The sequence below is a fragment of the Streptococcus sp. 27098_8_86 genome, assembly GCF_041432595.1.
Classification (GTDB): domain Bacteria; phylum Bacillota; class Bacilli; order Lactobacillales; family Streptococcaceae; genus Streptococcus; species Streptococcus pneumoniae_F.
Window position 1 is genome coordinate 1 of record NZ_JAPVZW010000007.1, and the last position, 26,015, is coordinate 26,015.

The window sequence follows — 26,015 nt, forward strand, 5'->3', positions numbered from 1 at the left end:
TCCGTTGCTTTTTTGAAGATAAGAGACTATTGTCCCAGCCTCTTTTTCTTGATTAAAATCTATATCTAGTATATAATCAATCTATAACGTATAGATTGGAGATATATCATGGCTATAACATTATCAAAACAATACAATTTTAAACTGAATGAAGCTACTATGGAACAAGCTCGAAATATTATCAAGGAAAAGGGAATGACAATGACAGATGCTATTTCTTTATTTGTGGAGCAAATAGTCCTGGAACAAGATTTGCCTATTAAGACGGCCGAAGATCTACATAGAGAACAGTTGATTAAGGAATTACAAGCCCAATCTGAACGTGCCTTGAGAGAATACGAGGCAGGAGAAGGTACTTCTCTAAACAATATGAGGGTACGCTATGGCTTATAACGTGATAGCTTCAAAAGAGGTAGAGGAAGCTATCGACAATATACACGACTATATAGCTACGGTACTTCTAGCACCTCAATCTGCCAAAAATACTGTGGCTAAAATTTTAGACAGCTTAAAAAGTTTAGAAATTTTTCCTGAAGCAGGTTTTGACGCTGATGAGAAAATCGGAATAAAAATTAACAGCAAGTATCCAACACGAGGAAAAATTATTGACCAATATGTTTTGCTTTACTTCATCGATCAAAAACGAAACACTGTTTTTTTATCTCACCTATTCCACACTAAAAGTGACTATGTCACTTTGCTACAAAAAGACAATAAAAAACAGCTCAACTGATTGAGACAACTTTCATTATTTTATAAGCTCCGAAACCTTAATTTTTGGTACCGTCTTGGTTTAACAATACGCTATATATATAATATTTTACAGCTACTTTCCCTTTAGAAACGTTGATTTAATAAGGATTTAAACACTATAGAGTATATCTTTGTAAAATTGGAATAAATCAATCAAGGAGAAGTCAAATATCACAAACACCTAAGTTAATAAAAATTATTGTTGACATTCTCTCTTATTTATACTAAACTATGGATAAGGATAGGATGATGTCGGGTGACTGGTAACAGTTTGCTCAAAGGTACTTGTTTTAGGTACAGGTTAGGTACTGCCTTCAGCTTTATGCTGTAAAGAACCCGCTCCACCACTGGTCCTATTCGTTTTACTCTTGGATTATATTCAAGAGTTTTTTCTTGTCAAAAAAAATCTCAAACACCTGAGACATCTTTCTTTATTTTATAAGCTCCGAAACCTTAATTTTTGGTACCTTTTTGGTACCGTCTTGGTTTAACAATACGCCATATATATAATATTTTACAGTTACTTTCCCTTTAGAAACGTTGATTTAATAAGGATTTAAATATTACAGAGTATACTTTTGTAAAATACGGTCTCAAATAATGATAAAAAGACAGCTTCAGCTGTTCTTTTTTGTTTCTTATTTTTATAAACCAACCACTGCTATTATTTCTTTATCAATCTTCAAGCTGATGCCGAGACCTGATTTAAATAGATTTAAAAAATGTCGAAAAGAAGCTTGACATTGGGAATGGTCAAGATGATTGAAACTACGTAGCCTAGGATTGTGTTCCACTTGGCATTGGTAAATTCTCCCATCACTGACTTCTTAGAGGTCAGATAGATTAAGGGGAAGATTGAAAACGGAAGAGCGATGGAAAGAAAGACCTGTGAATAGACCAACAACTGATCCAAGGTTTTTTCTTGATGTCCAAACAAGACAGCGACTATGATCACAGGAAGCAAGTCAAAAATACGTGTACCGATACGAATCATCCACTGAGATAATTTCATATGTAAGAAACCTTCCATAACGATTTGTCCTGTCAAGGTACCTGTGATAGTAGAATTTTGACCACTTGCTAAGAGAGCCAGAGCAAATAAAGTTGACAGAGTTGAGCTGGCTATCGCTCCTGCTATTGTCGAATCCTGTAAAGCATTGTACATTTGGGAGAATGCCGAAATTTCAGATGCATGACCAAAAAAGAGAGATGCCCCTAAAATAAGAAGCAAGGAATTGACAATAAAGGCTAGGGACAACTGAAGATTTGAGTCCCAGGTCATAAAACGAACAGCTTTTCAAATATCTTTCTTATCCTTATGGTTGATTTTCCTTATTTGGGGTAAGGATGAATGAAGATAGAGATTATGGGGCCTGACTTTCGCTCCTACAATCCCTAAAGCCAAGGTCAATTGACCCTCATGTCCTGGCAGGGGACTTTCAAATAAAGTCGAAGTCGGCAAATAACCACCAAAGATCCTCTGCATACTCGGATTAGATAAAGCCACTAGATAAGAAAAGAGGTTAAGATAAGGGTTGTAACAATAGCTTCAATCTTCTTAAAGCCAAATTTCATCAACAAAAGCAAAAAAATACATCTAAAACGGTTAGTAGGATAGCGACCTTTATCGGTTTTTCAAACAAAAGATTTAAGGAAATCGCTGAACCAAAAACCTCAGCCAAGTCTGTCACCATTAAAACTAATTCTAAAATCACCCATAGACTATAGCGGAACCACTTGGGGCCATGATGAGCTGTTGCCTGCGCTAAATCCATCCTAGTCACGATACCGAGCTTTCCAGCCATTTGTTGTAACTGCATGGAGATAATGGATGAAATCAAAATAACAAATAGGAGACTATGCTTGTAGGAAGCGCCACCAATAACACTGGTAATCCAGTTCTCAGGCCCCATATAACCAACTGCTACAAGAGCTCCAGGACATAAAAATTCTTTCAGATTCTACCAAAATGATTGTTATTCGGAGGTTCAATAGATTGATTGATCTCAGAAAGAGAGACCTTTTGGTAAGAAGACATCGGAATATTCACTTCCTAATCTTATCTTTACATATTTACTTAATGGAGTTTTTGAGAAAATGATGAAAATAGTTTACTATTTCTAATTTAGTCTTATTACATCACATTTTGGAATGATTCTTCAGGAAAGCATAATGGTTGAAATAAGCAACACCAGTATTGCAAAAGCCAGCGTCAGAAAACGCTGGCTTTAAAACTGTGAAAAATTTTCTCAACTAGATTGCTTCTGTGACAAAACTACGGCTTTCCAATACTTTGAGCATGGCGTTAGCTGTATCTAGGGCTGTGAAAAGGGGCACACCGTGTTCAATGGCTGAACGACGGATTTGCTCACCATCTTCGTCAGCAGTTCGTTTGGTACCGACAGTATTGATGATTGCTTGGATTTTCCCTTTGCGAACAAAGCTTGGGATATCCTGATCATCATCACCAATCTTACCAACAGGTTGGGCTTGCAGTCCATGACTAGCAAAGAAGGCTGCTGTCCCTTCTGTCGCGAGGATTCCATAACCAATATTTTGGAAACGACGAGCCAAGTCCAAGGCTTCTTCTTTGGCATCATCAGCGATGGTAAATACAACGTTACCAAAAGTTGGTAAGTGTAGGTAAGAAGCTTCAAAAGCTTTATAGAGAGCTTTTTCTAGAGTCGTATCAGAGCCCATAACTTCACCTGTTGACTTCATTTCAGGACCGAGCAAGCTGTCTACCTTAGCTAGTTTGGTAAAGGAGAAGACTGGTGCCTTGATATGAACGCGAGTACTTTCAGGGTAAAGGCCATCTTGGTAGCCAAGTTCTTCCAGATTTTGCCCCAGAATGAGCTTGGTCGCTACTTGTGCCATAGGAATATTGGTTACCTTAGAAAGGAATGGCACTGTACGGCTAGCACGTGGATTGACCTCAATAACGTAGACTTTTTCATCCTTGATAACAAACTGGATATTCATCATTCCAAGACAGTTAAGACCAATTGCTAGACGTTTGGTGTAGTCTGCGATGGTTTCCTGTACCTTTTTCGACAAGGTTTGTGGTGGGTAAACGGCCATCGAGTCACCTGAGTGGACACCGGCACGTTCGATATGCTCCATAATACCAGGGATAAGGACATTTTCACCGTCTGAGATGGCATCAACTTCACACTCTTGACCAACGATGTAAGAGTCAACAAGAACTGGATGATCTGGGCTTGCCTTAACAGCCGTACGCATGTAAGAACGAAGGTCTTCTTCGTTTTCTACGATTTCCATGGCACGTCCACCCAAGACATAAGATGGACGAACGAGGACTGGGAAGCCAATCTTGCGAGCAGCAAGCACAGCTTCTTCTTCATTAGTTGCTGTTTGTCCTGGTGGCTGTGGAATATCCAAGTCTTTCAGAGCTTGCTCAAAGAGGTCACGGTCTTCGGCACGGTCCAAGTCAGCGACTTGCGTTCCCAGAATTGTTACACCTGCTTTTGCCAAAGGCTCTGCAAGGTTGATGGCTGTTTGACCACCAAACTGAACGATAACTCCCTTTGGTTGTTCCAAGTCAATAACATTCATAACATCTTCGAATGTCAATGGCTCAAAGTAAAGCTTGTCTGATACAGAAAAGTCTGTTGAAACGGTCTCTGGGTTTGAGTTCATGATGATGGCTTCATAGCCAGCCGCCTGAATAGCCTTAACCGAGTGAACAGTTGCGTAGTCAAACTCAACCCCTTGACCGATACGGATTGGACCAGAACCTAGAACTAGAACGGATTCCTTATCAGACTTGATAGACTCGTTTTCCCAACCATAGGTTGAATAGAAATATGGCGTTTCAGAATCGAACTCTGCCGCACAAGTATCTACCATCTTATAAACTGGAACAATCTTGTTTTCCAAGCGAAGTTGACGAACTTGATCAGCAGTCGTTTTCCAGAGTTCAGCAATCTTACGGTCTGAAAATCCATTTAGTTTAGCCGTTTTCAAAACATCTAGATCTTGTGGATGAGCTCCCAACTCCTGTTCAATTTCAAAGATATGCAAGAGTTTATCCAGATAAAAGATATCGATTTTTGTAAGCTCTGCAATTTCTTCTGGTGTGTAGCCGCGACGAATGGCTTCTGATACGTAGAAGAGACGGTCATCCTGGGCCTTGACAACTTTTTCAATCAAGGCATCATCAGAAACTGCTGCAAGTTCAGGCATTTCATTGTGGTGCACCCCAATTTCAAGAGAGCGGCAAGCCTTAAGAAGAGATTCCTCGATGTTACGACCAATCGCCATGACTTCTCCAGTCGCCTTCATTTGAGTACCAAGACGGCGCTCACCCTTTTCAAACTTGTCAAATGGGAAACGTGGAATCTTAGCAACAACGTAGTCAAGGGCAGGCTCAAACATGGCATAGGTTGAACCTGTAACTGGGTTGATAACTTCATCCAAGGTCAAACCTACTGCAATCTTTGCAGCCAACTTAGCAATTGGGTAACCTGTAGCCTTAGAAGCAAGGGCTGAAGAACGCGACACACGAGGGTTTACTTCGATGACATAGTACTTGAAGCTGTGTGGATCAAGGGCTAGCTGAACGTTACATCCACCTTCAATCTTGAGGGCACGAATGATGCTCAAGCTCGCGTCACGTAGCATTTGGTTTTCATAGTCTGACATGGTTTGCGCAGGGGCAAATACAATGGAATCCCCTGTGTGAATCCCGACTGGGTCAAAGTTTTCCATGTTACAAACAACCAAAGCATTGTCTGCTGAGTCACGCATCACTTCGTATTCGATTTCCTTGAAACCTGCAATAGAACGCTCAATCAAACATTGGGTAACAGGTGACAATTTTAATCCATTTTCAGCGATTTCACGCAATTCTTCCTCATTGGCACACATACCACCACCAGTACCACCTAGGGTAAAGGCTGGACGAACGATGACTGGGTAACCAATTGTCGCTGCAAAGGCAACAGCTTCTTCGACTGTGTTGACAATTTCAGATTCTGGAATTGGTTGCTCCAATTCTTCCATCAATTGTTTAAAGAGGTCACGGTCCTCCGCTTGATCAATGGCAGATAATTTAGTTCCCAGAAGTTCAACACCAAGCTCATCGAGGATACCATTTTTAGACAATTCCATGGCCATATTAAGACCAGTTTGCCCACCAAGGGTTGGAAGTAAGGCATCTGGACGTTCCTTACGAAGAATACGTGTCACAAACTCAAGTGTAATCGGTTCAATATAAACCTTATCAGCAATCTCCTTGTCCGTCATGATGGTTGCAGGGTTTGAGTTAACCAAAACAACCTCATAACCTTCCTCTTTCAACGACAAGCAAGCCTGGGTCCCAGCGTAGTCAAACTCAGCAGCTTGGCCAATAATAATCGGACCAGAACCAATCACCATAATTTTTTGAATATCAGTACGTTTAGGCATAGTTTATGATACAAAGCCCGTAAAGAACACAGTGGAAATAGGAAATTCGGTGCAGACGCCTTCAGCGTCAAGACGATGTTTATCTTTTTCACACAGTTCTTAGGGCGTGTTCACTTCCGCGAACAATGTATCTTCTCCTTTCTATTCGGCAACTCTCGGGTTGACATTAAATAAATTCTCCGACGATTTTTTAGCGAAACGATACTTTTCGGTAAAAAATCTAGTGCAGGGAGTTTTTAGTTCGCCTGATAGCGACTAAAAGAAACGACCTGCCTTTCTATTCGTCGCCTCTCAGGGCGACATTAAATAAATTCTCCGACAAGCATTTACTCGCTCTTAGTTTGATTGTTTAAAAGCTTCCATCATCTCGATAAACTCGTCAAATAGGTAGCTTGCGTCGTGTGGACCAGGGGCTGCGTCTGGGTGGTATTGAACAGAGAAAGCAGGTTGGTATCTGTGACGTACACCTTCAACTGACTTATCATTGATTTCTTCATGGGTAATAATCAAGTGTTCTGGCAAATCCTCACGACTAACTGCATAACCATGGTTTTGACTTGTAAAATCCACACGTCCTGTAGCAATTTCACGTACCGCATGGTTGAATCCACGGTGACCAAACTTCATCTTGTAGGTCTTAGCCCCGTTTGCCATTGCAAAGAGTTGATGCCCCATACAAATACCAAAGATTGGAATTTTTCCTTGCACACCACGAATCATGTCAAGTGCTTGTGGAACATCTTCTGGGTTACCTGGACCGTTTGACAACATAACTCCGTCAGGATTGAGATGGAGAATTTCTTCTGCCGTTGTTGAATAAGGAACAACCGTCACGTTACAGTTGCGCTTCGAAAGTTCACGTAAGATTGAGTGCTTGAGACCAAAGTCCACTAGCACCACACTCAAACCAACTCCTGGAGCTGGATAGGATGTTTTAGTAGAAACTTGCTTGATATTATCCGTCGGCAAGACTGTCGCTTGGAGTTGGTCAGTCACATGGTCCATGCTGTCCCCAACATGGGTCAAGGTTGCACGCATCGTACCATGCTTACGGATAATCTTGGTAAGGGCACGCGTATCAATTCCTGAAATACCTGGAATTTTCTTAGCTTTCAAGAATTCATCCAAGGTCATTTGGTTACGCCAGTTGCTTGCTCTACGTGCCTCTTCGAAAACAACGACTCCCTTACAAGTTGGAATAATGGATTCGTAATCATCACGGTTAATTCCATAGTTTCCAACCAAAGGATAAGTAAAGGTCAAGATTTGTCCATTATAAGACTGGTCTGTAATGGATTCTTGGTAGCCAGTCATACCTGTATTAAAGACAATTTCACCTGTTACATCGATATCTGCTCCGAAGGCCTTGCCTTCAAAAACTGTGCCATCTTCTAATACTAGAAGTCTTTTTGTCATATTTTCACCTCTCGTGGACGCTCACTGGCGTCTTTTAACGTCTTGTGTTTTAGTTGGCGTTTCTACTCGCCAGTACGGATTCTAAGATTGCCATTCGAACAAAGACACCATTGGTCATTTGTTGGACAATCCGTGATTTTGGTGCTTCAACCAAGTGGTCTGCGATTTCTACATCACGATTGACTGGAGCTGGGTGCATAAGGATTGCTGTTTCTTTCAAACGGTCATAACGTTCTTGAGTCAAGCCGTGTTGGGCATGGTAGTCTTCTTTTGAAAAGACAGCTCCACTATCATGGCGTTCATGTTGCACACGGAGAAACATCATGACATCCACCTGATCAATGATTTCATCAATAGTTACAAACTGTCCATAGTCTGCAAACTCTTGACTTCTCCATTCCTCAGGTCCAGCAAAGTAAAGTTCAGCTCCCAAGCGTTTCAAAATCTGCATATTGGATTTAGCAACGCGTGAGTGGTCCAAGTCACCTGCAATCGCAACCTTAAGACCCTCAAAGTGACCAAATTCCTCATAAATAGTCATCAAATCAAGCAAGCTCTGGCTAGGGTGTTGGCCCGACCCATCTCCACCATTGATGATGGAAGTCGTAATCGTTGGACTTGCAATTAACTCTCTGTAGTAGTCAACCTCAGGGTGGCGAATCACACAGACATCCACTCCTAAAGCAGACAGAGTCAAAATGGTATCATAAAGTGTCTCACCCTTATTGACTGAACTAGTCTTCACATCAAAGTCAAGTCGCTCCAATCCCAGTTTAATCTCTGCCACTTCAAAGGACTTATGCGTCCGTGTAGAATCCTCAAAGAAAAGATTGGAAACAATCGGATGGTCTTCATAAGGAAGCTGAGCTCCGTTTTTAAACTCAATTCCTCGCTTGATCAATTTCATCACTTGATCGACAGTGAGGTCTTCCATGGACACCACATGGTTCAATGCTTGTTGATTTTCTGACATGGCTACTCCTTTAGCTTTCTAAGCTTCTTCAGTAATCAGAACTCTGTCTTGGCCATCAAGTTCTGCCATCTCTACGATGATTTCTTCAGAACGACTGGTTGGGATATTCTTTCCAACGTAATCTGGACGGATTGGCAATTCTCTATGTCCACGATCGACTAGAACAGCTAAACTCACGCGCGCAGGACGGCCATGACCGACAATATTATCAATAGCAGCACGTATGGTACGACCTGTATAGAGCACATCATCCACCAAGATAACTTCGCGGTCTGTCACATCGACAGAAACCAAAGAAGTATCTTCTCCACTTTTAACATCATCACGGAAAGGTTTGGTATCCAATTCTACAACAGGAACTGAAAGATTTTCTAACTGCTCCAAACGTTCCTGGATACGGTGGGCAATAAAGACACCACGAGTTTTAATACCAGCCAAGACAATCTTATTCAAATCTTTGTTGCGTTCGATAATCTCATAAGTAATACGCGTAATCGCTCGTTTGACAGTCAATTCGTCTACAACTTCTTTTGTCTTCATGACAAACCTCCAAAAAGAAAAGTCTCCTTAAACAAGGAGACTTGAAATGTATAGCCAAGCGAGCCCTACTGCAAACAGTATAGACTTCACCCTTCTACTTTATCGCGCTCCTTGCCTGCCTCACGGGACAGGTTTAAAGGAATATTTAGTTATCAAATACTATAGCACAAAGCATGCTTAAAATCAAGCAAAAACTTTTGGTACACCATCTTATAAATTGCTAAAATCATATAATTGTGGGTACTGGTCACACTCTGGATTTTTAGGATGGCAGATAGCCCGTCCGAAATAAATCATGGCCTGATGAGCTGCTAACCATTTTTCAGGTGGCAAAATATCCATAACCCTCTTCTCCACCTCAAGCGGTGTCGCTGATTTTTTGACAATATCGTGGTGTTTGCAAATACGCTCCACATGAGTATCCACTGCAAAGGCTGGAATCCCAAAGCCCACACTCATGACAACATTGGCTGTCTTGCGACCAACACCTGCTAGACTCTCTAATTCCTCTCGAGTCTGAGGCACTTGACCGTCAAAATCGTCTAATAACTGTTGAGCACATTTTTTAAGGAATTTAGCCTTATTCCGATACAATCCCAAACGAGAAATGTGTGAAGCAATCTCATTCTCTGTCGCCACAGACATGGCTTGGGGCGTTGGAAAGGCAGCAAATAGGCCTGGCGTAGCCTTATTTACTGCAGCATCCGTCGTCTGGGCTGACAACATGACCGCAACCAAGAGTTCAAAATGATTGGTAAAATCAAGACTAGGCTTGGCATCTGGGAAGAGGGAAATGATTTCTTCTAGCACCTTTCGTGCGCGTTTTTTTGACAAGACCATTATTCGTCTCCATCAAATAGTCCTTGTAAGCCAGCAAAAGGACTGTTTTCTTCTTTCTTGACTGCTTGTTGAGCTTGGTATTCTTCCTCTGTCATGATTTGCCAGTCATTTCCAGAAACAAACCCTTGACCAGCTTCTTCTTCAGCCGTCAAGACCTTGATAGGAATGTTGAGAAGGATATTATCTGACACGCTCTCAGCAAGATTAAGTTCTCCATTTTCGATAGGCAAGACCAAATCATCGTCTAAAACTTCCTGATCTAGTTGGTTGGTTGCACCTTCCATGAAAACTTCCGTAACTGGATAAGATTCAACTAACTCAACTGGTTCCATACTGCGACTTGAAGCAAGAACAATAGTATAAGATAGTTGATAATCTAAGAAATACATACGGTCTTCGTACTGTACTTTCCCAACTGCAAGAATATCTTTCACATCTAAAATTTCTTGATTGCGTGCACGCAGGTCTGCGGCTAGATCTAACGTTTGTTCAAAATGCAAGCCTTCAGACTGCTTGCGAATCTCTTGAATATTTAATTTCATACTTCCTCCATAAAGATTTACTCTCTTGATTATACCATGAAAAGGCTACAAAACAGCCCACCAAACTTTGTAATTAAAAATCGATTTTTTAACATATTTACTATGACATCTTTGTTTTTTAGTGCTATACTATAGGCAATAATACATCAGAGCAAGGAGGATGCTCATATGGAAGACAAAGAACTCATTACTAATGCAACCCAACTCCTATCCGAGTTAAATAAAAGTTTCCAAAGCTGCAAAAGGGTACGGCAGATGATATTCGACTGCAAGAGCTGCTAAATTCTACTCTGCAAGAGCTCAAAAAAGCGGAAAAGTTGAACAACAGTATCTTAATAGACCTTGAGAAATTTTATCAACGTACCAGTCTTCTGATAGGTCTCGGTAGCCTAAAACTAAACGAGCAAGCACGCATTGCTTGGCGAAACTACGACAAATTCCATTACGAGCATGTCAAACACGTACTGACTCTCTATGGACCTGTTTTCGGATTTTAGAGATTAGAATTGTCAGTTTTCTGTTGACAAAATATCCTGAAAGGTATAGGATAGAGGTACTAATACTCGGAGGTAAGGGAGACATGAACAACTAAGTCTATCGAATAAAGAACTTTATTTAGTAGATCTTGTTTTTGTCTCTTTTTGTGTGCTCTTTTTGTACTAGATTTTCTAGTACTTTATCATCTATGAAAATCAAAAAACTAGAAAGCTATGCTCCTCTTGGGTTGGGTTAGGCAACTCCAAGCTAGTTTGACGAGTTTTTCAACGAAGATAATAGAGTTTTGACAGTGACTTTGGGCTCTACTAGATAAAGTAGAGCTTTTTGTTATGCACTATCGACATTCTAGAAAGGGCAACAATATGATAAAAATCAATCATCTAACTATCACTCAAAACAAAGATCTACGAGATCTTGTATCTGACCTAACCATGACTATCCAAGACGGGGAAAAGGTTGCTATTATTGGTGAAGAAGGAAATGGGAAGTCAACTTTGCTGCGAGCTTTAATGGGGGAAGCTTTGCCTGATTTCACTATCAGGGGAGACATTCAATCTGATTATCAATCAATAGCCTACATTCCTCAAAAACTCCCCGAGGAGCTGAAAAAGAGAAGTCTACACGACTACTTATTTTTAGATTCTATTGATTTAGACTACAGTATCCTTTATCGCTTAGCTGAAGAGTTGCATTTTGATAGTGATCGCTTTGCTAGTGACCAAGAGATTGGCAGTCTATCAGGGGGCGAAGCTTTGAAAATTCAGCTCATCCATGAGTTAGCCAAACCCTTTGAGATTCTATTTTTAGATGAACCTTCAAATGACCTGGACCTTGAAACAGTTGATTGGCTAAAAGGTCAGATTCGCAAGATTAGGCAAACTGTTATTTTCATTTCCCATGATGAAGACTTTCTTTCTGAAACGGCAGACACTATTGTCCACTTGCGACTGGTCAAGCACCGGAAAGAAGCGGAAACGCTAGTAGAGCATTTAGACTATGATCGCTATAGTGAGCAGAGAAAGGCTAATTTTGCCAGACAAAGCCAGCAAGCTGCTAACGACCAAAGAGCCTACGATAAAACTATGGAAAAACATCGACGAGTCAAGCAAAATGTAGAAACTGCGCTTCGAGCTACTAAAGACAGTACTGCAGGTCGCCTATTGGCTAAAAAGATGAAAAATGTTCTCTCTCAAGAAAAACGTATTGAAAAGACAGCTCAGTCCATGACCCAAAAACCACTTGAAGAAGAACAAATCCAACTTTTCTTTTCAGACATACAACCATTACCGGCTTCTAAAGTCTTAATCCAACTGGAAAAAGAAAATTTGTCCATCGGAGACCGAATTTTGGCTCAGGAACTACAACTAACTGTCTATGGCCAAGAAAAAATCGGTATTATCGGGCCAAATGGTATTGGAAAATCAACTCTGTTAGCCAAATTAAAGCAACTTCTTAATGATAAAAGAGAGATTTCACTTGGTTTTATGCCACAAGATTACCACAAAAAACTGCAATTGGATTTATCTCCAATCGCCTATCTCAGCAAAACTGGAGAAAAAGAGGAACTACAGAAAATCCAATCTCACCTAGCCAGTCTCAATTTCAGTTATCCAGAAATGCAGCATCAAATTCGCTCCTTATCTGGCGGACAACAGGGAAAACTCCTGCTTTTGGATTTAGTCCTGCGCAAACCAAACTTTCTCCTTTTGGATGAACCCACACGAAATTTTTCTCCCACTTCTCAACCCGAAATCAGAAAACTCTTTGCAACCTATCCAGGCGGTCTCGTCACTGTTTCGCATGACAGACGTTTCTTAAAAGAAGTCTGTACGACCATCTATCGCTTGACAGAGCTTGGTTTGGAGGTAGTTAATTTAGAAGATTTATAAATTTGTAACATAACAAAAATCCAGAGACAACCTCTGGATTCTTTTTACATCTGTTTTAAACGTTCAATACGTTCTGAGATAGGTGGGTGAGTATAAAAGAGTTTTTGGAACCCTCCACCTTTCTTGGGATCATTGATATAAAGTGCGCTGCTGGCATCATCGACATGGTGATGCATCGGCTCGCTATTGTCCAACTTACGTAGGGCATTAATCATCCCTTGAGGATTGCGCGTCAACTCGACACTGGAAGCATCAGCTAGGAATTCCCTCTGACGAGAAATAGCTAGTTGCACCAAGGTTGCAGCAAGAGGGGCCAGTACAATGGCTAGTAGGGAAACCACTAGCATAATGATTTCTAAGCCATTTCCATCTCTATCATCGTCACTTCGTCTGCGACCTGCGCCACCCCACCACATCATACGACCTGCCATACTAGAAAGCATGGTGATAGCACTAGCAAGGGCAACAGCAATAGTCGAAATGCGGATATCGTAATTACGAATATGACTGACTTCATGTCCCATAACAGCTTCTAGTTCTTCACGATTCATGATTGCTAGAAGACCTGACGTCGCAGCAACCGCCGCATTTTGAGGGTTAGAACCTGTCGCAAAGGCATTTAAGGCTGGATCATCAATGATGAAAACACGAGGCATAGGAATCTGAGCCACCATAGCCATATCTTCCACTACATGGTAGAGGTCTGGTGCCGTTTGCTCATCCACCTCACGCGCTCCATTCATGGACATGACAATCTCTGTCGATTGAAAAATCATGGACAAGGCATAGATAAAGCCGATAATCAGTGCGATAACCAAACCACCAATCCCAGACCGCATAAAGAGGTAACCAACCGCATAGCCAACAAGAGCTAAGAGTAGGAAAAATACCAACAACAAAATCCAGGTTTTTCGTTTATTGCTTGCAATTTGATCAAACAACATCTTAGTCACCTAAACCGCTAAAATCAACTTTAGGTACTACCTTTTCCTCTTCTGGAGTTTGAAGGAAATCTGCTGCTTTAAATCCAAACATTCCAGCGATAATATTGCTTGGGAAAGTTTCTAATTTTACATTGTAGTTGCTAACAACACTGTTGTAGAGTTGACGAGAGTAAGAAATTTTATTTTCTGTATTGGTCAACTCCTCTTGTAATTTAACAAAGTTGACACTAGCTTTCAAATCTGGATAGCTTTCTGCAACTGCAAAAATACCTGAAACCTGACGAGTAAGGGCATCACTAGCTTTCATAGCTTCTGTTGGTGAAGTTGCTGCGGCCACTTGGTTACGCAGTTCTGCCACCTTTTCAAGGGTAGAACCTTCATATTTAGCATAACCTTTTACAGTCTCAATCAAGTTTGGCAAGAGGTCATTTCGACGTTTCAACTGAACATCAATTTGGCTCCAAGCCTCCTTTGTTTGCATACGATTCTTAACCAAACCGTTATAGCTAACAATCACAAAAATAACAATAAGAGCTAAAACTCCAAGAATAATCCAAGTCATTATATAAGTCCTTTCTGCTTTTAGATTAGTACCAGTATATCAAATTTTTAATGATTGTGGTAAAATAAGATGATACTAAAGAAGGAAAAAACTATGAAACCAGAAACATTTTACAACTTGCTTGCCGAGCAAAATCTTTCACTTTCTGACCAGCAAAAAAAACAATTTGAACGTTATTTTGAACTCTTGGTCGAGTGGAATGAAAAAATCAATCTAACAGCTATTACAGACAAGGATGAAGTTTATCTCAAACATTTTTACGATTCGATTGCACCCATTCTTCAAGGTTTGATTCCCAATGAAACTATCAAACTTCTTGATATTGGAGCCGGGGCAGGATTTCCTAGTCTACCTATGAAAATCCTCTATCCTCAGCTAGATGTGACCATCATTGATTCTCTCAACAAGCGCATCAACTTCCTCCAACTGTTGGCTCAAGAACTGGATTTGAACGGAGTTCATTTCCACCATGGACGTGCCGAAGATTTTGCACAAGATAAAAACTTCCGTGCTCAATATGATTTTGTAACAGCTCGTGCGGTTGCCCGTATGCAGGTCTTGTCTGAATTGACTATTCCCTACCTTAAAGTTGGCGGAAAACTATTGGCTCTCAAGGCCAGCAATGCGCCTGAGGAATTATTAGAAGCTAAGAATGCCCTCAACCTCCTTTTTAGTAAGGTCGAAGACAATCTCAGCTACGCTCTACCTAATGGAGATTCGCGTTATATCTCAGTGGTAGAAAAGAAAAAAGAAACACCAAATAAATATCCAAGAAAGGCTGGCATGCCCAACAAACGCCCACTTTAAATTTTTTAGTAAAAAATATTTACAAAGTCAGCCTCGCTCTTTTATTTTTAGGCTCGGGAAAAAATGATTTACAAAATCAACCTCGCTCTCTTATTTTCGGGCTCGGGAAAAAATGATTTACAAAATCATTTTTTTCTGCTATACTATCCTAAGCAAAGGTTTTTAATGTCATCCCGTGAGGTGACGAAGACGCAGAAATATTTAAAACTCTTTAAAGTCTAGATTTTAGAGAAGTCTTACTCTGAGGGCCTATTGCTGTAAAATAATGGGCTCTTTTTTGATGCCCAAAAGTGAGGTTTATATGAAACAAGAATCAACTGTTGATTTGTTACTAGACGTTGACCAACGTCCTTCTGCTGGAAAAGGAATTCTCCTTAGTTTCCAACACGTTTTCGCCATGTTTGGTGCGACCATCTTGGTACCATTGATTTTGGGAATGCCTGTATCTGTTGCCCTTTTTGCTTCAGGTGTTGGAACACTCATCTACATGATCGCAACTGGTTTTAGAGTTCCAGTTTATCTAGGATCATCATTCGCCTTTATCACAGCTATGTCGCTTGCTATGAAAGAAATGGGTGGTGATGTATCTGCTGCCCAAACAGGGGTTATCCTTACAGGTTTTATCTATGTCCTTGTGGCTGCAAGTGTTCGTTTTGCGGGTACAAAATGGATTGATAAACTCTTGCCACCAATCATCATCGGACCTATGATTATCGTTATCGGTCTTGGACTTGCAGGTTCAGCTGTTACCAATGCTGGTCTTGTAGCTGATGGAAACTGGAAAAATGCTCTTGTAGCGGTTGTTACTTTCCTAATTGCTGCCTTTATCAATACAAAGGGAAAAGGCTTCCTACGAATCATTCCATTCCTCTTTGCCATTATCGGTGGTTACCTCTTCGCACTAACTCTTGGTTTGGTTGACTTTACACCAGTTCTTAAAGCCAACTGGTTCGAAATTCCTGGTTTCTACTTGCCATTTAGCACAGGTGGTGCCTTTAAAGAATACAATCTTTACTTTGGTCCAGAAACCATCGCCATCTTGCCAATCGCTATTGTAACAATTTCTGAACATATCGGAGACCATACTGTTTTGGGTCAAATCTGTGGCCGTCAATTCTTGAAAGAACCAGGTCTTCACCGTACTCTTCTTGGTGACGGTATCGCAACTTCTGTTTCTGCCTTCCTTGGTGGACCAGCAAATACAACTTACGGAGAAAATACAGGGGTTATCGGTATGACTCGTATCGCTTCTGTCTCAGTTATCCGTAACGCTGCCTTTATCGCGATTGCCCTTAGCTTCCTTGGTAAATTCACTGCCTTGATTTCAACCATTCCAAATGCTGTACTTGGTGGTATGTCAATCCTTCTCTATGGGGTTATCGCCAGCAACGGTTTGAAAGTCTTGATCAAAGAACGTGTTGATTTCGCTCAAATGCGTAACCTAATCATCGCAAGTGCTATGTTGGTACTTGGACTTGGAGGAGCTATCCTTAAACTTGGTCCAGTTACCCTTTCAGGTACTGCCCTATCAGCCATGACAGGAATCATCTTGAACTTAATCTTGCCATACGAAAATAAAGACTAAACGTCTTGACACAAAAAGTCCGCTCAGACAACTGAGTGGACTTTTCTAATTTTTAAGTCCCCCAAGCAACCAATAGATAGATCAGGCTAGAACCAAACATATCTGCTAAAGCATGCATGAGAAAGAATGGAAGGAGATTTTTAATTTTATATTTGTATAAGAAATAATAGAATAAGCCATAAACTACACCGATTACCAAAGCCCATACTAATCCTTGATAGGTGTGGAAGGAAATACGAATAATAGTGGAATAAAGCAAAACCAACCACTTGTATTTTTCCTTCACTGAAGTTAACAAACCTAGAAAGAAAAACTCTTCATAAAATCCATTTAGCAAGGCATAGGCAATCGCTATCGGGCTGAGAGCTAAGAACTTCCCTATTATTTGCGTGAAATCTATATAGGCAAAAAGGTCTGGATTAAAGTAATTATATTTACCAGTGAGAGTTGTAACCAAGTCTCCAAACAATCCCACTAAAGCAAATATAAATGGAACCCAAAAGATAATGGACCAATTCCAGTGAATAGGAAGCTGTTTAAAATCATAATTTCGAATCAAAAGATAGAGTAAGGTCACAGCCAGTAATATAGTTTGCAGGGTAAAATTACTAAAATAAGCAGCACCTTCGCTTGCAGCCTGTCTAACTGTCCCTTCTGTACTTGATGCACCCGTTGGAAACGTATTTGCTAAAAATAGCTCGGTTGAACGAATTATAAACTGACCAAACATTATGATCGTAATAATCACAATGTCAAACCATCTCAAGTATTTTTGAGGTTTAGATGGATGTATTTTTTTAAAAATATTCATATTTTCTCCAGGTATTCTATACTCATATAAATATTTTAAGAAAAAAGGCTTAAACTTTTATAAAATTTCATTAATTCATTTAGATTCAAAAGCTTTTATTAGTAAAAATAACCCCTCTTTGAGAGTGGTTATCATCTACTTTCATTTTTTTGTTTATTTCTCTAACAATAAATCTTTCAACGAAATCAAAGTGACTGCAATTAAAATCATTGCCATACCAAGAAAATCAATAGGATAAAATTGTTCATTCATAATTAGGAAGGCAAAGAAAACCGCCGAGATTGGTTCAATTGAAGCCAACAAACTTGACTTGACCGGTCCTATCAGACTGGTTCCTTTAAGGAAAGCTGTATAGGCAAAGACAGTTCCGATAAGGATAATACCCGCAAAAGCGAGGAGAAAATCAAGACTAGTTGGGATAGCAGTCTGTAGAACTCCTGTAAAAGGAAGGGCGACCAAACCTGCTATGACCATTCCCACACCAATGACCAAGCTGCTCCCCCACTTCTTAATCAAGGCTATGGGCAAAATGATATAAAGTGCGTAAGTCAGAGCAGAAAAGAGACCCCAGAACAGGCCTGCAGGTGTCATGGATAACTGGTCCAACTGCCCATGAGTTGCGATCAGGAAGGTCCCTCCAATGGCTAATATGATAGAAACAATCTCTCCCAGTGTCGGCGCCACCTTATCCTTGATACAGCTATAAATCAAAATTCCGACAGGACAAACATACTGAAGCACTGTCGCGGTACCTGCATTGGTCTCCTGAATAGCAGTTAGATAGGCAAATTGATTGAGGAAGAGGCCAATCAGAGCAAAAATAAGAAGAGACAACAAACTCTTTCTATCCTTTAAAAAGGCCAGCATTTTCTCCTTTGCAGTAGCATAAGCCAAGAGCATGAGAATTCCACCAGCGATTAAAAGACGCAAGTTGGTCAAAACCAGAGCCGAAATTCCGTGCGCCATCAGGTATTGGCCACTCGTTCCTGACAAGCCCCAAGCAATCCCAGCCACAACTGTTAATAGAATCCCTTTTAAACTGTTTGACATGTCTCTCCTTACTCTTCTTTGCGAATCAAGTCCATCACTTGATTGCGGTCTAATATCCATTGAGCCCGCTCATCCTTTTCATAGGTACGATTCGATAGGAAGATAGCCGCTACTTGCTTCTGACGATTCCACATGATAAAGGTACCTGTATAACCCGTATGGTCTAGCCAATCTCCTTCCAAATTCCATGCCAAAGAACGTTCCTTGTCATCCAAAGGAGAAAAATTTTGACTCAAATTTCTTGCAAACTCATCTGCTAAATAGTGTTCTAAAAAGATTTGTAAATCCTTTACAGTCGAAAATAAACCAGCACTACCTGCATGTCTGCCCAGGAGACGAGCTTTGGGATCATGCACTAGACCTGCTTCCACACCTCTGACTGTTGGAACAGCAAACTCAACAGGACCAAACTGGGTTTCCATCATTCCCCAAGATTTAAAAACTTGCTCCTCTAAAATCACATCCAAATCCTTATCAAAGATTCTTTCCAAAACAAAACCTAACAGCAAAAAATGGACATCCGAATAAAGAAAGGCTAGCTGATTTCGTCTATTGAGATGAAACATCGCTTCCTTTAATTCTGAATCTGTTAAAAGATCACGATTGGGAATAAACGGATCAAGGTCTGTTGCGTGAGTCAAGAGCTGGCGAATAGTGATGTCTGGATAATCACTTTCAGCTAAAAAATCTGTTACCGGTCTATCAATATCTAATTTGCCTTTTTCCCACAAGAAGGTAAAAACGGTACCAACTCCAACAACCTTGCTGACACTGGCTAGGTCGTAAACTAGTCCTGCCTCTGTCTGCAAGCCATGCTCTGGGTCACTCTGGCCTAAATAGAACTCCGTCCATTGATTGTCCTTAAAATATGCAAAAGAGGCTCCGGGATAGATCCCTGCCTCGATTTGTTCTTCTATTTTTTTAATAATCTTGGTCAACTTCATACTTTTTCAAACCACAATTCAACATTATTTCTATCTTTACCAAGGAAGAATTTTTCAGACTTAGGAATAAAATATTCGGTAGACTCAAATTTCTTGCGAAGACTTGCTATATCTAGTTCACTGACCAGGAACTTGAGCATAGATAAGTCCCAAGTAACCGAATTGTCCACAGTCAAATCCTGCCCCTCAGCTGGGATAAAACCAAGTGATGTCCCAACTTCAGATGATCCCAAGTAACTTTCGATATCAGTTGGGAGGTGTAATTCCATAGAAATCTCAAATTTACTTAAAGAAATTGATTCCGAATCTGTTTGAAATTCAGGTTTTTCTCCTACTTCTACTAGACTTTCTCTATCATCTTCCGCATGAATCAAAACCAAATCATCTTCTGGAGAGTAAATTTCAAAAGCGTAGCCATTTTGACCTTTATATAAGCGATGAATCGAATCTGTTTTAGATAAGATTCCTTCAATTTCTAAGGGATTTTCCACCTTGACAATTAATCTAGCTAATTTTTTTCTTCCCTCCACCTTACGAGTACGCATACTTGGAGCTTCTTCTAAAACCAGCTTTTCTAGACCTGTTTGATCACCTAGTGATAGAAAGGCTGATTCTTCTAACAAGGCCTTCATGCCAAGGGTTTCAATATAAAATGTTTCATTTAATTTTCTATTATTAACTTTTAAAGTAGGAATAATCCGTACAATCTGATTTACATTCATAAATTCCTCCAACTCTTTTATTTTAAAGGATTTTAGAATTTTTTACAAGAAATTATGCTCAGATTTACCTTTTTTTCGTAAAATTTCATCTAAAAAACCGAGGATTTCCTCGGTTTCAATTTCTTATAGGTAAAGGAATTTGAAGATAGCTACTGCCGCAATTGCTGCTGCGATTGGTGCTACTACTGGTACCCAAGAATACCACCATTTTGAATCGCCTTTGTGCTCACCAAGAACTGATTTTGGAAGGAAAGCATGAAGGAGACGTGGCCCCAAGTCACGGGCTGGGTTTAAGGCAGGTCCTGTAGGTCCACCAAGTGATGTTACCAAGGCCATAACAAGGAATCCAAGTGCCAAGTGAGCAATTCCAAGACCAGAAGCTGTATGAGGTGCTGTTTGAGCTTTAATTGCTAAATCAGAGAAGTCAACTGTTTGGCCTGCTTGACTAGCCATTTGTTTCATGTATTGAAGAACCTCAGCACCAAAGAAGTTTTTAGTCAATCCAAGAGCTGCAAAGAAAAGAACAAATGAACCAATAAACTCATTTACAAAACCGTTAACAGTTGCTGCAAAGCGTGATTCTTTTGTACCTTGATCCAAACTTGAGATTGTTGAGAAAGTACCCAAGATGTTGTTTGGATTTTCAGTTTTCAAGTAGTATGGGCGGTGTGTTGCCACAACCAAGGCTTGACCAAAGATAGCACCCAAAACTTGTGCAAGGATATAAGGCGCTACCTGTGCCCAAGGGAAGAGACCGCTGATTGCAAGTCCAAGAGTGAAGGCTGGGTTGATGTGGTTACCTGATACATTACCAAACATCAAAGCTGGAATCATAACCCCCATACCGTAACCAACAGCAATAACGAGCCAGCCACTTTGGTGACCTTTCGTACCTTTAAGTTCAACGTTAGCAACTGCACCATTACCAAGAATGATCAAAATAGCAGTTCCCAAGAATTCAGTGGCATATTTAATAGCCCATGTAAAATCCATTTGACAGATTCTCCTTAATATTTTTTAGACAATCCCTATTCTATCAATTTTTATTTCTTTTATCAACAGGTTTTCTAAAAGAATATATGAGAAAGCGGTTTTATTATGTGACTATTAGCTTTTCTTCAACCTACTACAGTAGATAAACATACTGAATAGCTACTGTCTTGACTCATTTAATTCTTAAAAATTGATAGAGTTAACAAATGGTAGAAAAAAACCTTTTTACTATGTTAAGTATCAACTACAGTTACGATTAGCATTCGTTACTTAACCCACTCACCATTATAGTTTACGTAGTAACCATCTACTGTGGTATTAACAGCTAGAGCTCCTGAGCTGTAAGCATAGTACCATTTGCCATTGAACTGGAACCAACCTGTCTTCATATCTCCATTACTTGCATTTAGGTAGTACCAAGTTGAACCATCTTGATACCAACCAGTTGCCATAGCTCCTGATGAACGGAGATAGTACCATTTGTTACCAAGATATTGCCAGCCTGTTTTCATATCGCCATTTTCAGCATCTAAATAGTACCAAGTTGAGCCTTCCTGATACCAGCCAGTTGTCATAGCTCCTGATGAACGGAGGTAGTACCACTTATTGCCAATTTGCTTCCAACCAGTTTGCATGATACCAGTTTCTGAATCTAGATAGTACCAAGTGGAAGCATCTTGAATCCAACCAGAACGTTTCTCACCACCAAGATTCTTATTCCCAGAATTTCCTGTTTTTGCTAGGTAATACCAATTAGATTGATCATAAAGCCAACCTGTCTTTAAAGAATGATCTTGATCAAAGTAGTAGTATGCTAATTTAAGAACTTCGGGACCTTCCCAGCCTTCACCATGTTTTCTCCCAACGGTTAAGGAATCTTTTAGCTCTAATTGTTGCCAACCAACAAACTCTTGTAGCACTCCATTTTTGTCAAAGTAGTACCATTCTGGCATTGGGGAACCTTCTAATCTTATGCCATTAGGGTAAGGACCAATTGTATATCCTTTAACTGGCATTGGAATGTATTGCCAACCAACAACCATTTCGCCATTATAATCAAAATAATAGGTCTTGCCATCAATCACTCGCCAGTAGGTTTCTTTGAGTTCCCCCTTCTTGTAGTAGGTTCTACCATTTTCTTGGACAAATTTCCAACCTTCTGAATCAACATCATCCGCCAATACTGCACTTGTTGCTAGCAAACCAAAGAAAATTGCTGTTAGTCCAACTTGCATAGTTTTTTTCAAAAGTTTCATTTATATATACCTCCAATATTAAATTAACACACCAGATGAGGAGAAGTTATAAACCTTACCACTTGTCTATTCTTCTGAACAAACTGTTGATAGGAAATTGTATTACCAAATGCAAGAACACTTAGTAATACAAATATAACTATTTTTTAATTCCACGATTTCTCTTCATCTTATATTGTGAACCTCCTTTCTTTCTGCTTAATTCTAACACATATATGAAAATCAGTCAAGTTTTTTATGTTCATTTTGACTATTTTTTTATATTATTACACACAAACATTTTTTATTCCAGATTTGCTATTTTTAACTAAAAGAAATATAATTAAGTTAAGTAGAAAGGAATAATATTTTTTATGAATATACTCGCTGAGAAATTCAGAGTAAAGAGAAAAGAGTTAGGTCTCTCCCAACAAACTCTTGCAGAAGGAATTTGTGAACAAAGTCAGATTAGTAAAATTGAAAGAGGTCATTTTATTCCCTCCGCAGACTTGTTATTCAAACTCTCTCAACGACTTGAAGTCCCTTTGGATTACTTTTTTAATGAACAAATCGAAGTTAAGTCTAACCTCTCTAACTTCAAGCAATTATCTGCTAGCTTATTAGATGATAGAAATTATGACGATTTAGAATATCTTTATAAAATAGAGACTGAACGAAGCACTTTTCTAACATTAGAAGACCGAACTTACCTTGAATGGATTAAAGCTATTATTGACTTCTATCAATATGACAGTAAGTGTGAGGCTATTTCTTCATTGGAAAATATATTATTAAAAGTCTCCTCAAATACTCTGATTTATTTAAAGGCATTGAATACTCTATCTAATTTCTATTCCTTAGTGGGTCGTGAACAAGAATATGAGGCAAACTACTCTCATTTGATGGAGTTATATCAGACAAAAAATTTTGAGCATCAAGAGTTTTTATTTGGCTACATCAGAGTTCGTTACAACTACTCTCACTACCTAGTATCAAAGGAAAAATATAATGAAGCCATCCAAGAAGCTCTTGAGACGATTGAACTCTGTAAACAAAGACAGACAAGCTACCAACTGGCTCCTCTACTTATTCTTGTAGGAAATGCTGGAGCCAAATTTCTAGACAAAGAACAAGTCAAAAATTATTATATAGAAGCAAGAGAGTTATGTAAGATTTATAACAATCCTTTAATGTTGATGAAGATAGAAAATTATTTGAAAGAATTAGATACTGTTTAGTTAATCTTGACATTATAGTTTTTCTGAAACGTTAAATAACCTGTAAGGCTGATAGTGAAATTAATGCTATCAGCCTTATAATTATGTGACTAATAGTCACATAATAAAAAAACTAAACAAATTGATTAGGAAACTCAAACTAAGTTCCAACAATGCTTTAGGAACTACAGTCTACTACTTCAGATTCAGTTCACTATAATTTCCAAACGAATCTTATGATAGCTACCTTGTTAGGATGCTCTTATTTTTTATCAGACAAAACAAAAGGATTAAGGGAGTGAATTTCCTTAATCCGATAGTCTCTTAAGCCTGACGCTGACCAAAGTCCTTAATCATCTGCTCCATTTCTTGTCGACTCGGGGTTGTCAGCATATAAAGGTAATCCCCTTGAAGTTCCGCAAAGGCCGCTGGCATGATTTTTTTAACCTTGAAATGCTGGCTGTATTTAGCAATCAAGTCCTCCTCAGAATAGACATAATGAGCATTTGCACGACGTGATGTAGCCAAACAATACAGAGGTTCAAAGTCTGACGCTGGGAACTCTTCTCCTGCGACAATAGCTGCATAGCCACGGTAGAGGTCCAAGGAATGGGCAAAGTTATAAACATCAATTGTAAAACCACCTGCAGGACGGTTATTATACTCAATGCCAATGTAGTCGTCCCCTTCACGGAAGAACTCGATATGGAAGAAACGTTCTTTCATACCAAATTCTTTGACAATTGCCTCACCATATTTACGTAATTTTGGATCCATATCCTTAAGAACATAGTAGGAATTGTCCATCTTGTAAATCATGAGATCCAGCGGTGTATAGGCGTAGTCAAAAGTTGTTGAAAAGACAATCTTACCATCCTTGTCTACGAGCCCGTCAAAGGTACAGATTTCACTGGAAGTGACAAATTTTTCAAAGAAATAAACGGTCGAATGGTCCCATTCTTGCTTGAAGTGATTGATATCGTCTTCTGTTTCAAGCTTAAAGGTCGCGGCTGCTCCCACTCCATTATCAGGTTTTGCAATCATTGGAAGGCCGATTTCTCTCACAGCTTGATCAACATCTTCTTCCGTCTTGATAACAGCTCCAGGTACCACGGGGATACCTGCTTTTTTGAAAAGTTTCTTCATTTCAGACTTAAATTTAGTCTTTTTAAGGTCTTCTGGTTTGGCACCAAAAACATTGAATTGTTCTCTGAGTGCTGCGTCTAGCTCAAGCCAATATTCATTGTGAGACTCGATGCGGTCAATTGGGCCATGTTTATAAAAGAGAAAAGCAACTGCACGTTTGACTTCGTCTATGTTCTCAAGATTATCAACGCGGAAATACTCAGTCAGGCTATTGCGCAAGGGATCATCCAGTTGCTCGTAGGGCTCTTGACCAATTCCCAAGACGGTAATACCTTTATTGGCTAGTTCAATAGTAAACTGTTGAAAGTTTTGTGGATAATAGGGAGAAATAACAAGATAATTCATAGGTAGCTCCTTTTATAGATACAGGTGTCCAAGAAAATAGGGCATTTGTTTGCGCCACCATTCCCAGTCGTGGGCGACATCGTGTCCCCATTCAGCAAACCAGGCTGGAATTTGTTTCTGGTCAAAGGCTTCTTTGAGCTTGTAGAAAGACGGTAGTCCGTCATGTTCCCAGGCACCAAGCCCCGTACACAGCACAATCTCTGCCTGACGGTAACGATCAATAAACCAGCCGTCATTCTGATTCCAGATATAATCTACTGGCGAGTTTTGGTAAATAGCATCGTCATTGTAGTAATCGCCGACAAAGAAACGTGCATCGTAAACACCACTAAGAGCAATCACCTTTGTAAAGACATCTGGATGTTGGAGAAAAAAGTTGATTGCATGGTAGGCGCCCATGGAGCAACCTGTCGTCATCATGCCATCAAACCAACCTGTCTTATGCTTGATAAAAGGAATGGCCTCCTCAATCACATAGCGTTCATAGGTACGGTGCATTTCCGCTTGGTCGTGCCCATTTTTCCAAGTGGCCAACCAGCTCTCACTATCTACACTGGATAGGGTAAAGAACTGGACACGGCCTTCCTCGATAAAGGAAGCACAGGCATCAATCATGCCAAAATCATAGTATTCGTTGTGACTACCACCTGATGAAGCAAAAACCACAACTGGAATCCCAGCATGTCCATAACGATTAAGGTACATTTCACGGTTAAGATTGCCACTCCAGTGGCTAAGGTTTTCAATATGCATTGGCTTTCTCCTTTCTTACT

The 26,015-nt window shown here is 39.8% G+C and carries 22 protein-coding genes and 3 pseudogenes; 7 read left to right on the forward strand and 18 right to left on the reverse strand.

Features of this window, described 5'->3' with window-relative positions:
- The first annotated feature begins 108 nt into the window (after nucleotides 1-108).
- Together O3616_RS07075 and O3616_RS07080 are read left to right on the forward strand one after the other, a co-directional pair.
- Nucleotides 109-393, forward strand: a complete 285-nt coding sequence (locus tag O3616_RS07075; RefSeq protein WP_049487667.1) for a type II toxin-antitoxin system RelB/DinJ family antitoxin — start codon at nucleotides 109-111, stop codon at nucleotides 391-393.
- On the forward strand, nucleotides 383-733 hold the full coding sequence (locus O3616_RS07080; RefSeq protein WP_125429707.1) for a type II toxin-antitoxin system RelE/ParE family toxin: 351 nt from the start codon (nucleotides 383-385) through the stop codon (nucleotides 731-733). Before O3616_RS07075 ends, O3616_RS07080 begins: the two co-directional genes overlap by 11 nt.
- A 735-nt stretch (nucleotides 734-1,468) precedes the next feature.
- Here O3616_RS07080 and O3616_RS07085 read toward each other — a convergent pair.
- The 7 genes and pseudogenes from O3616_RS07085 to O3616_RS07115 all read right to left on the reverse strand — a co-directional run bounded on the left by O3616_RS07085 (nucleotide 1,469) and on the right by O3616_RS07115 (nucleotide 10,494).
- Nucleotides 1,469-2,791: pseudogene (locus tag O3616_RS07085) on the reverse strand (Nramp family divalent metal transporter).
- A 215-nt stretch (nucleotides 2,792-3,006) separates the two neighbouring features.
- A complete protein-coding gene (gene carB, locus O3616_RS07090) occupies nucleotides 3,007-6,183 on the reverse strand; it encodes a carbamoyl-phosphate synthase large subunit (protein ID WP_371638481.1) in 3,177 nt (1,058 codons plus the stop codon).
- 336 nt (nucleotides 6,184-6,519) lie between these two features.
- On the reverse strand, nucleotides 6,520-7,599 hold the full coding sequence (locus O3616_RS07095) for a carbamoyl phosphate synthase small subunit (RefSeq protein WP_000166853.1): 1,080 nt from the start codon (nucleotides 7,597-7,599) through the stop codon (nucleotides 6,520-6,522).
- Between the two features lie 49 nt (nucleotides 7,600-7,648).
- On the reverse strand, nucleotides 7,649-8,572 hold the full coding sequence (locus O3616_RS07100) for an aspartate carbamoyltransferase catalytic subunit (protein ID WP_004260121.1): 924 nt from the start codon (nucleotides 8,570-8,572) through the stop codon (nucleotides 7,649-7,651).
- Between the two features lie 18 nt (nucleotides 8,573-8,590).
- A complete protein-coding gene (pyrR, locus tag O3616_RS07105; RefSeq protein WP_000850023.1) occupies nucleotides 8,591-9,112 on the reverse strand; it encodes a bifunctional pyr operon transcriptional regulator/uracil phosphoribosyltransferase PyrR in 522 nt (173 codons plus the stop codon).
- A 210-nt stretch (nucleotides 9,113-9,322) separates the two neighbouring features.
- The gene (nth, locus tag O3616_RS07110; RefSeq protein ID WP_371638482.1) at nucleotides 9,323-9,952 is read right to left on the reverse strand and encodes an endonuclease III; all 630 of its coding nucleotides are present in this window, start codon (nucleotides 9,950-9,952) and stop codon (nucleotides 9,323-9,325) included.
- Entirely contained in the window at nucleotides 9,952-10,494 is a 543-nt protein-coding gene (locus tag O3616_RS07115; RefSeq protein ID WP_371638483.1) for a DUF177 domain-containing protein, read from the reverse strand. The genes nth and O3616_RS07115 overlap by 1 nt, the downstream gene beginning before the upstream one ends.
- A 168-nt stretch (nucleotides 10,495-10,662) precedes the next feature.
- Between O3616_RS07115 and O3616_RS07120 the strand changes: the two are divergent.
- Together O3616_RS07120 and O3616_RS07125 are read left to right on the forward strand one after the other, a co-directional pair.
- Nucleotides 10,663-10,991 (forward strand): annotated as a pseudogene (locus O3616_RS07120) (helicase BlpT).
- Nucleotides 10,992-11,321: 330 nt separating this feature from the next.
- Nucleotides 11,322-12,881, forward strand: coding sequence for an ATP-binding cassette domain-containing protein (locus O3616_RS07125; protein WP_371638484.1), 1,560 nt, complete (start codon nucleotides 11,322-11,324; stop codon nucleotides 12,879-12,881).
- A 44-nt stretch (nucleotides 12,882-12,925) separates the two neighbouring features.
- Here O3616_RS07125 and htpX read toward each other — a convergent pair whose 3' ends face one another.
- On the reverse strand, nucleotides 12,926-13,825 hold the full coding sequence (htpX, locus tag O3616_RS07130) for a zinc metalloprotease HtpX (protein ID WP_261026747.1): 900 nt from the start codon (nucleotides 13,823-13,825) through the stop codon (nucleotides 12,926-12,928).
- Between the two features lies 1 nt (nucleotide 13,826).
- The gene (locus tag O3616_RS07135; protein WP_371638486.1) at nucleotides 13,827-14,387 is read right to left on the reverse strand and encodes a LemA family protein; all 561 of its coding nucleotides are present in this window, start codon (nucleotides 14,385-14,387) and stop codon (nucleotides 13,827-13,829) included.
- Between the two features lie 93 nt (nucleotides 14,388-14,480).
- Between O3616_RS07135 and rsmG the strand changes: the two genes are divergently transcribed.
- Nucleotides 14,481-15,194 carry a 16S rRNA (guanine(527)-N(7))-methyltransferase RsmG gene (gene rsmG, locus O3616_RS07140; protein ID WP_049486733.1) on the forward strand — a complete coding sequence of 238 codons (714 nt, stop codon included), beginning with the start codon at nucleotides 14,481-14,483 and terminating at the stop codon, nucleotides 15,192-15,194.
- A gap of 301 nt (nucleotides 15,195-15,495) precedes the next feature.
- The gene (locus tag O3616_RS07145) at nucleotides 15,496-16,779 is read left to right on the forward strand and encodes a uracil-xanthine permease family protein (protein ID WP_371638487.1); all 1,284 of its coding nucleotides are present in this window, start codon (nucleotides 15,496-15,498) and stop codon (nucleotides 16,777-16,779) included.
- A gap of 52 nt (nucleotides 16,780-16,831) precedes the next feature.
- On the opposite strand, the gene O3616_RS07150 is transcribed toward O3616_RS07145, so the two are convergent.
- From O3616_RS07150 to O3616_RS07180, 7 genes and pseudogenes are all read right to left on the reverse strand, one after another.
- Nucleotides 16,832-17,590, reverse strand: coding sequence for a CPBP family intramembrane glutamic endopeptidase (locus O3616_RS07150; protein WP_261266979.1), 759 nt, complete (start codon nucleotides 17,588-17,590; stop codon nucleotides 16,832-16,834).
- Nucleotides 17,591-17,743: 153 nt separating this feature from the next.
- The gene (locus O3616_RS07155) at nucleotides 17,744-18,640 is read right to left on the reverse strand and encodes a DMT family transporter (RefSeq protein ID WP_371638488.1); all 897 of its coding nucleotides are present in this window, start codon (nucleotides 18,638-18,640) and stop codon (nucleotides 17,744-17,746) included.
- 8 nt (nucleotides 18,641-18,648) lie between these two features.
- Complete coding sequence (locus O3616_RS07160; protein WP_371638489.1) at nucleotides 18,649-19,584, reverse strand: serine hydrolase domain-containing protein; 936 nt, start codon at nucleotides 19,582-19,584, stop codon at nucleotides 18,649-18,651.
- A complete protein-coding gene (locus tag O3616_RS07165) occupies nucleotides 19,581-20,306 on the reverse strand; it encodes a CppA N-terminal domain-containing protein (protein ID WP_371638490.1) in 726 nt (241 codons plus the stop codon). The genes O3616_RS07160 and O3616_RS07165 overlap by 4 nt, the downstream gene beginning before the upstream one ends.
- A 123-nt stretch (nucleotides 20,307-20,429) precedes the next feature.
- On the reverse strand, nucleotides 20,430-21,299 hold the full coding sequence (gla, locus tag O3616_RS07170; protein WP_125452235.1) for an aquaglyceroporin Gla: 870 nt from the start codon (nucleotides 21,297-21,299) through the stop codon (nucleotides 20,430-20,432).
- Between the two features lie 266 nt (nucleotides 21,300-21,565).
- On the reverse strand, nucleotides 21,566-22,555 hold the full coding sequence (gene cbpJ, locus O3616_RS07175) for a choline-binding protein CbpJ (protein WP_371638491.1): 990 nt from the start codon (nucleotides 22,553-22,555) through the stop codon (nucleotides 21,566-21,568).
- Between the two features lie 59 nt (nucleotides 22,556-22,614).
- Nucleotides 22,615-22,724 (reverse strand): annotated as a pseudogene (locus tag O3616_RS07180) (PhrA family quorum-sensing system peptide); the annotation flags it as partial.
- A 184-nt stretch (nucleotides 22,725-22,908) separates the two neighbouring features.
- On the opposite strand from O3616_RS07180, the gene O3616_RS07185 reads away from it, so the two are divergent.
- The gene (locus O3616_RS07185; RefSeq protein ID WP_371638492.1) at nucleotides 22,909-23,772 is read left to right on the forward strand and encodes a helix-turn-helix domain-containing protein; all 864 of its coding nucleotides are present in this window, start codon (nucleotides 22,909-22,911) and stop codon (nucleotides 23,770-23,772) included.
- Nucleotides 23,773-24,075: 303 nt separating this feature from the next.
- On the opposite strand, the gene O3616_RS07190 is transcribed toward O3616_RS07185, so the two are convergent.
- Nucleotides 24,076-25,242 carry an acetyl-CoA carboxylase biotin carboxylase subunit family protein gene (locus O3616_RS07190; protein WP_371638493.1) on the reverse strand — a complete coding sequence of 389 codons (1,167 nt, stop codon included), beginning with the start codon at nucleotides 25,240-25,242 and terminating at the stop codon, nucleotides 24,076-24,078.
- Between the two features lie 12 nt (nucleotides 25,243-25,254).
- Complete coding sequence (locus O3616_RS07195; protein ID WP_371638494.1) at nucleotides 25,255-25,995, reverse strand: esterase family protein; 741 nt, start codon at nucleotides 25,993-25,995, stop codon at nucleotides 25,255-25,257.
- Between the last annotated feature and the right edge of the window lie 20 nt (nucleotides 25,996-26,015).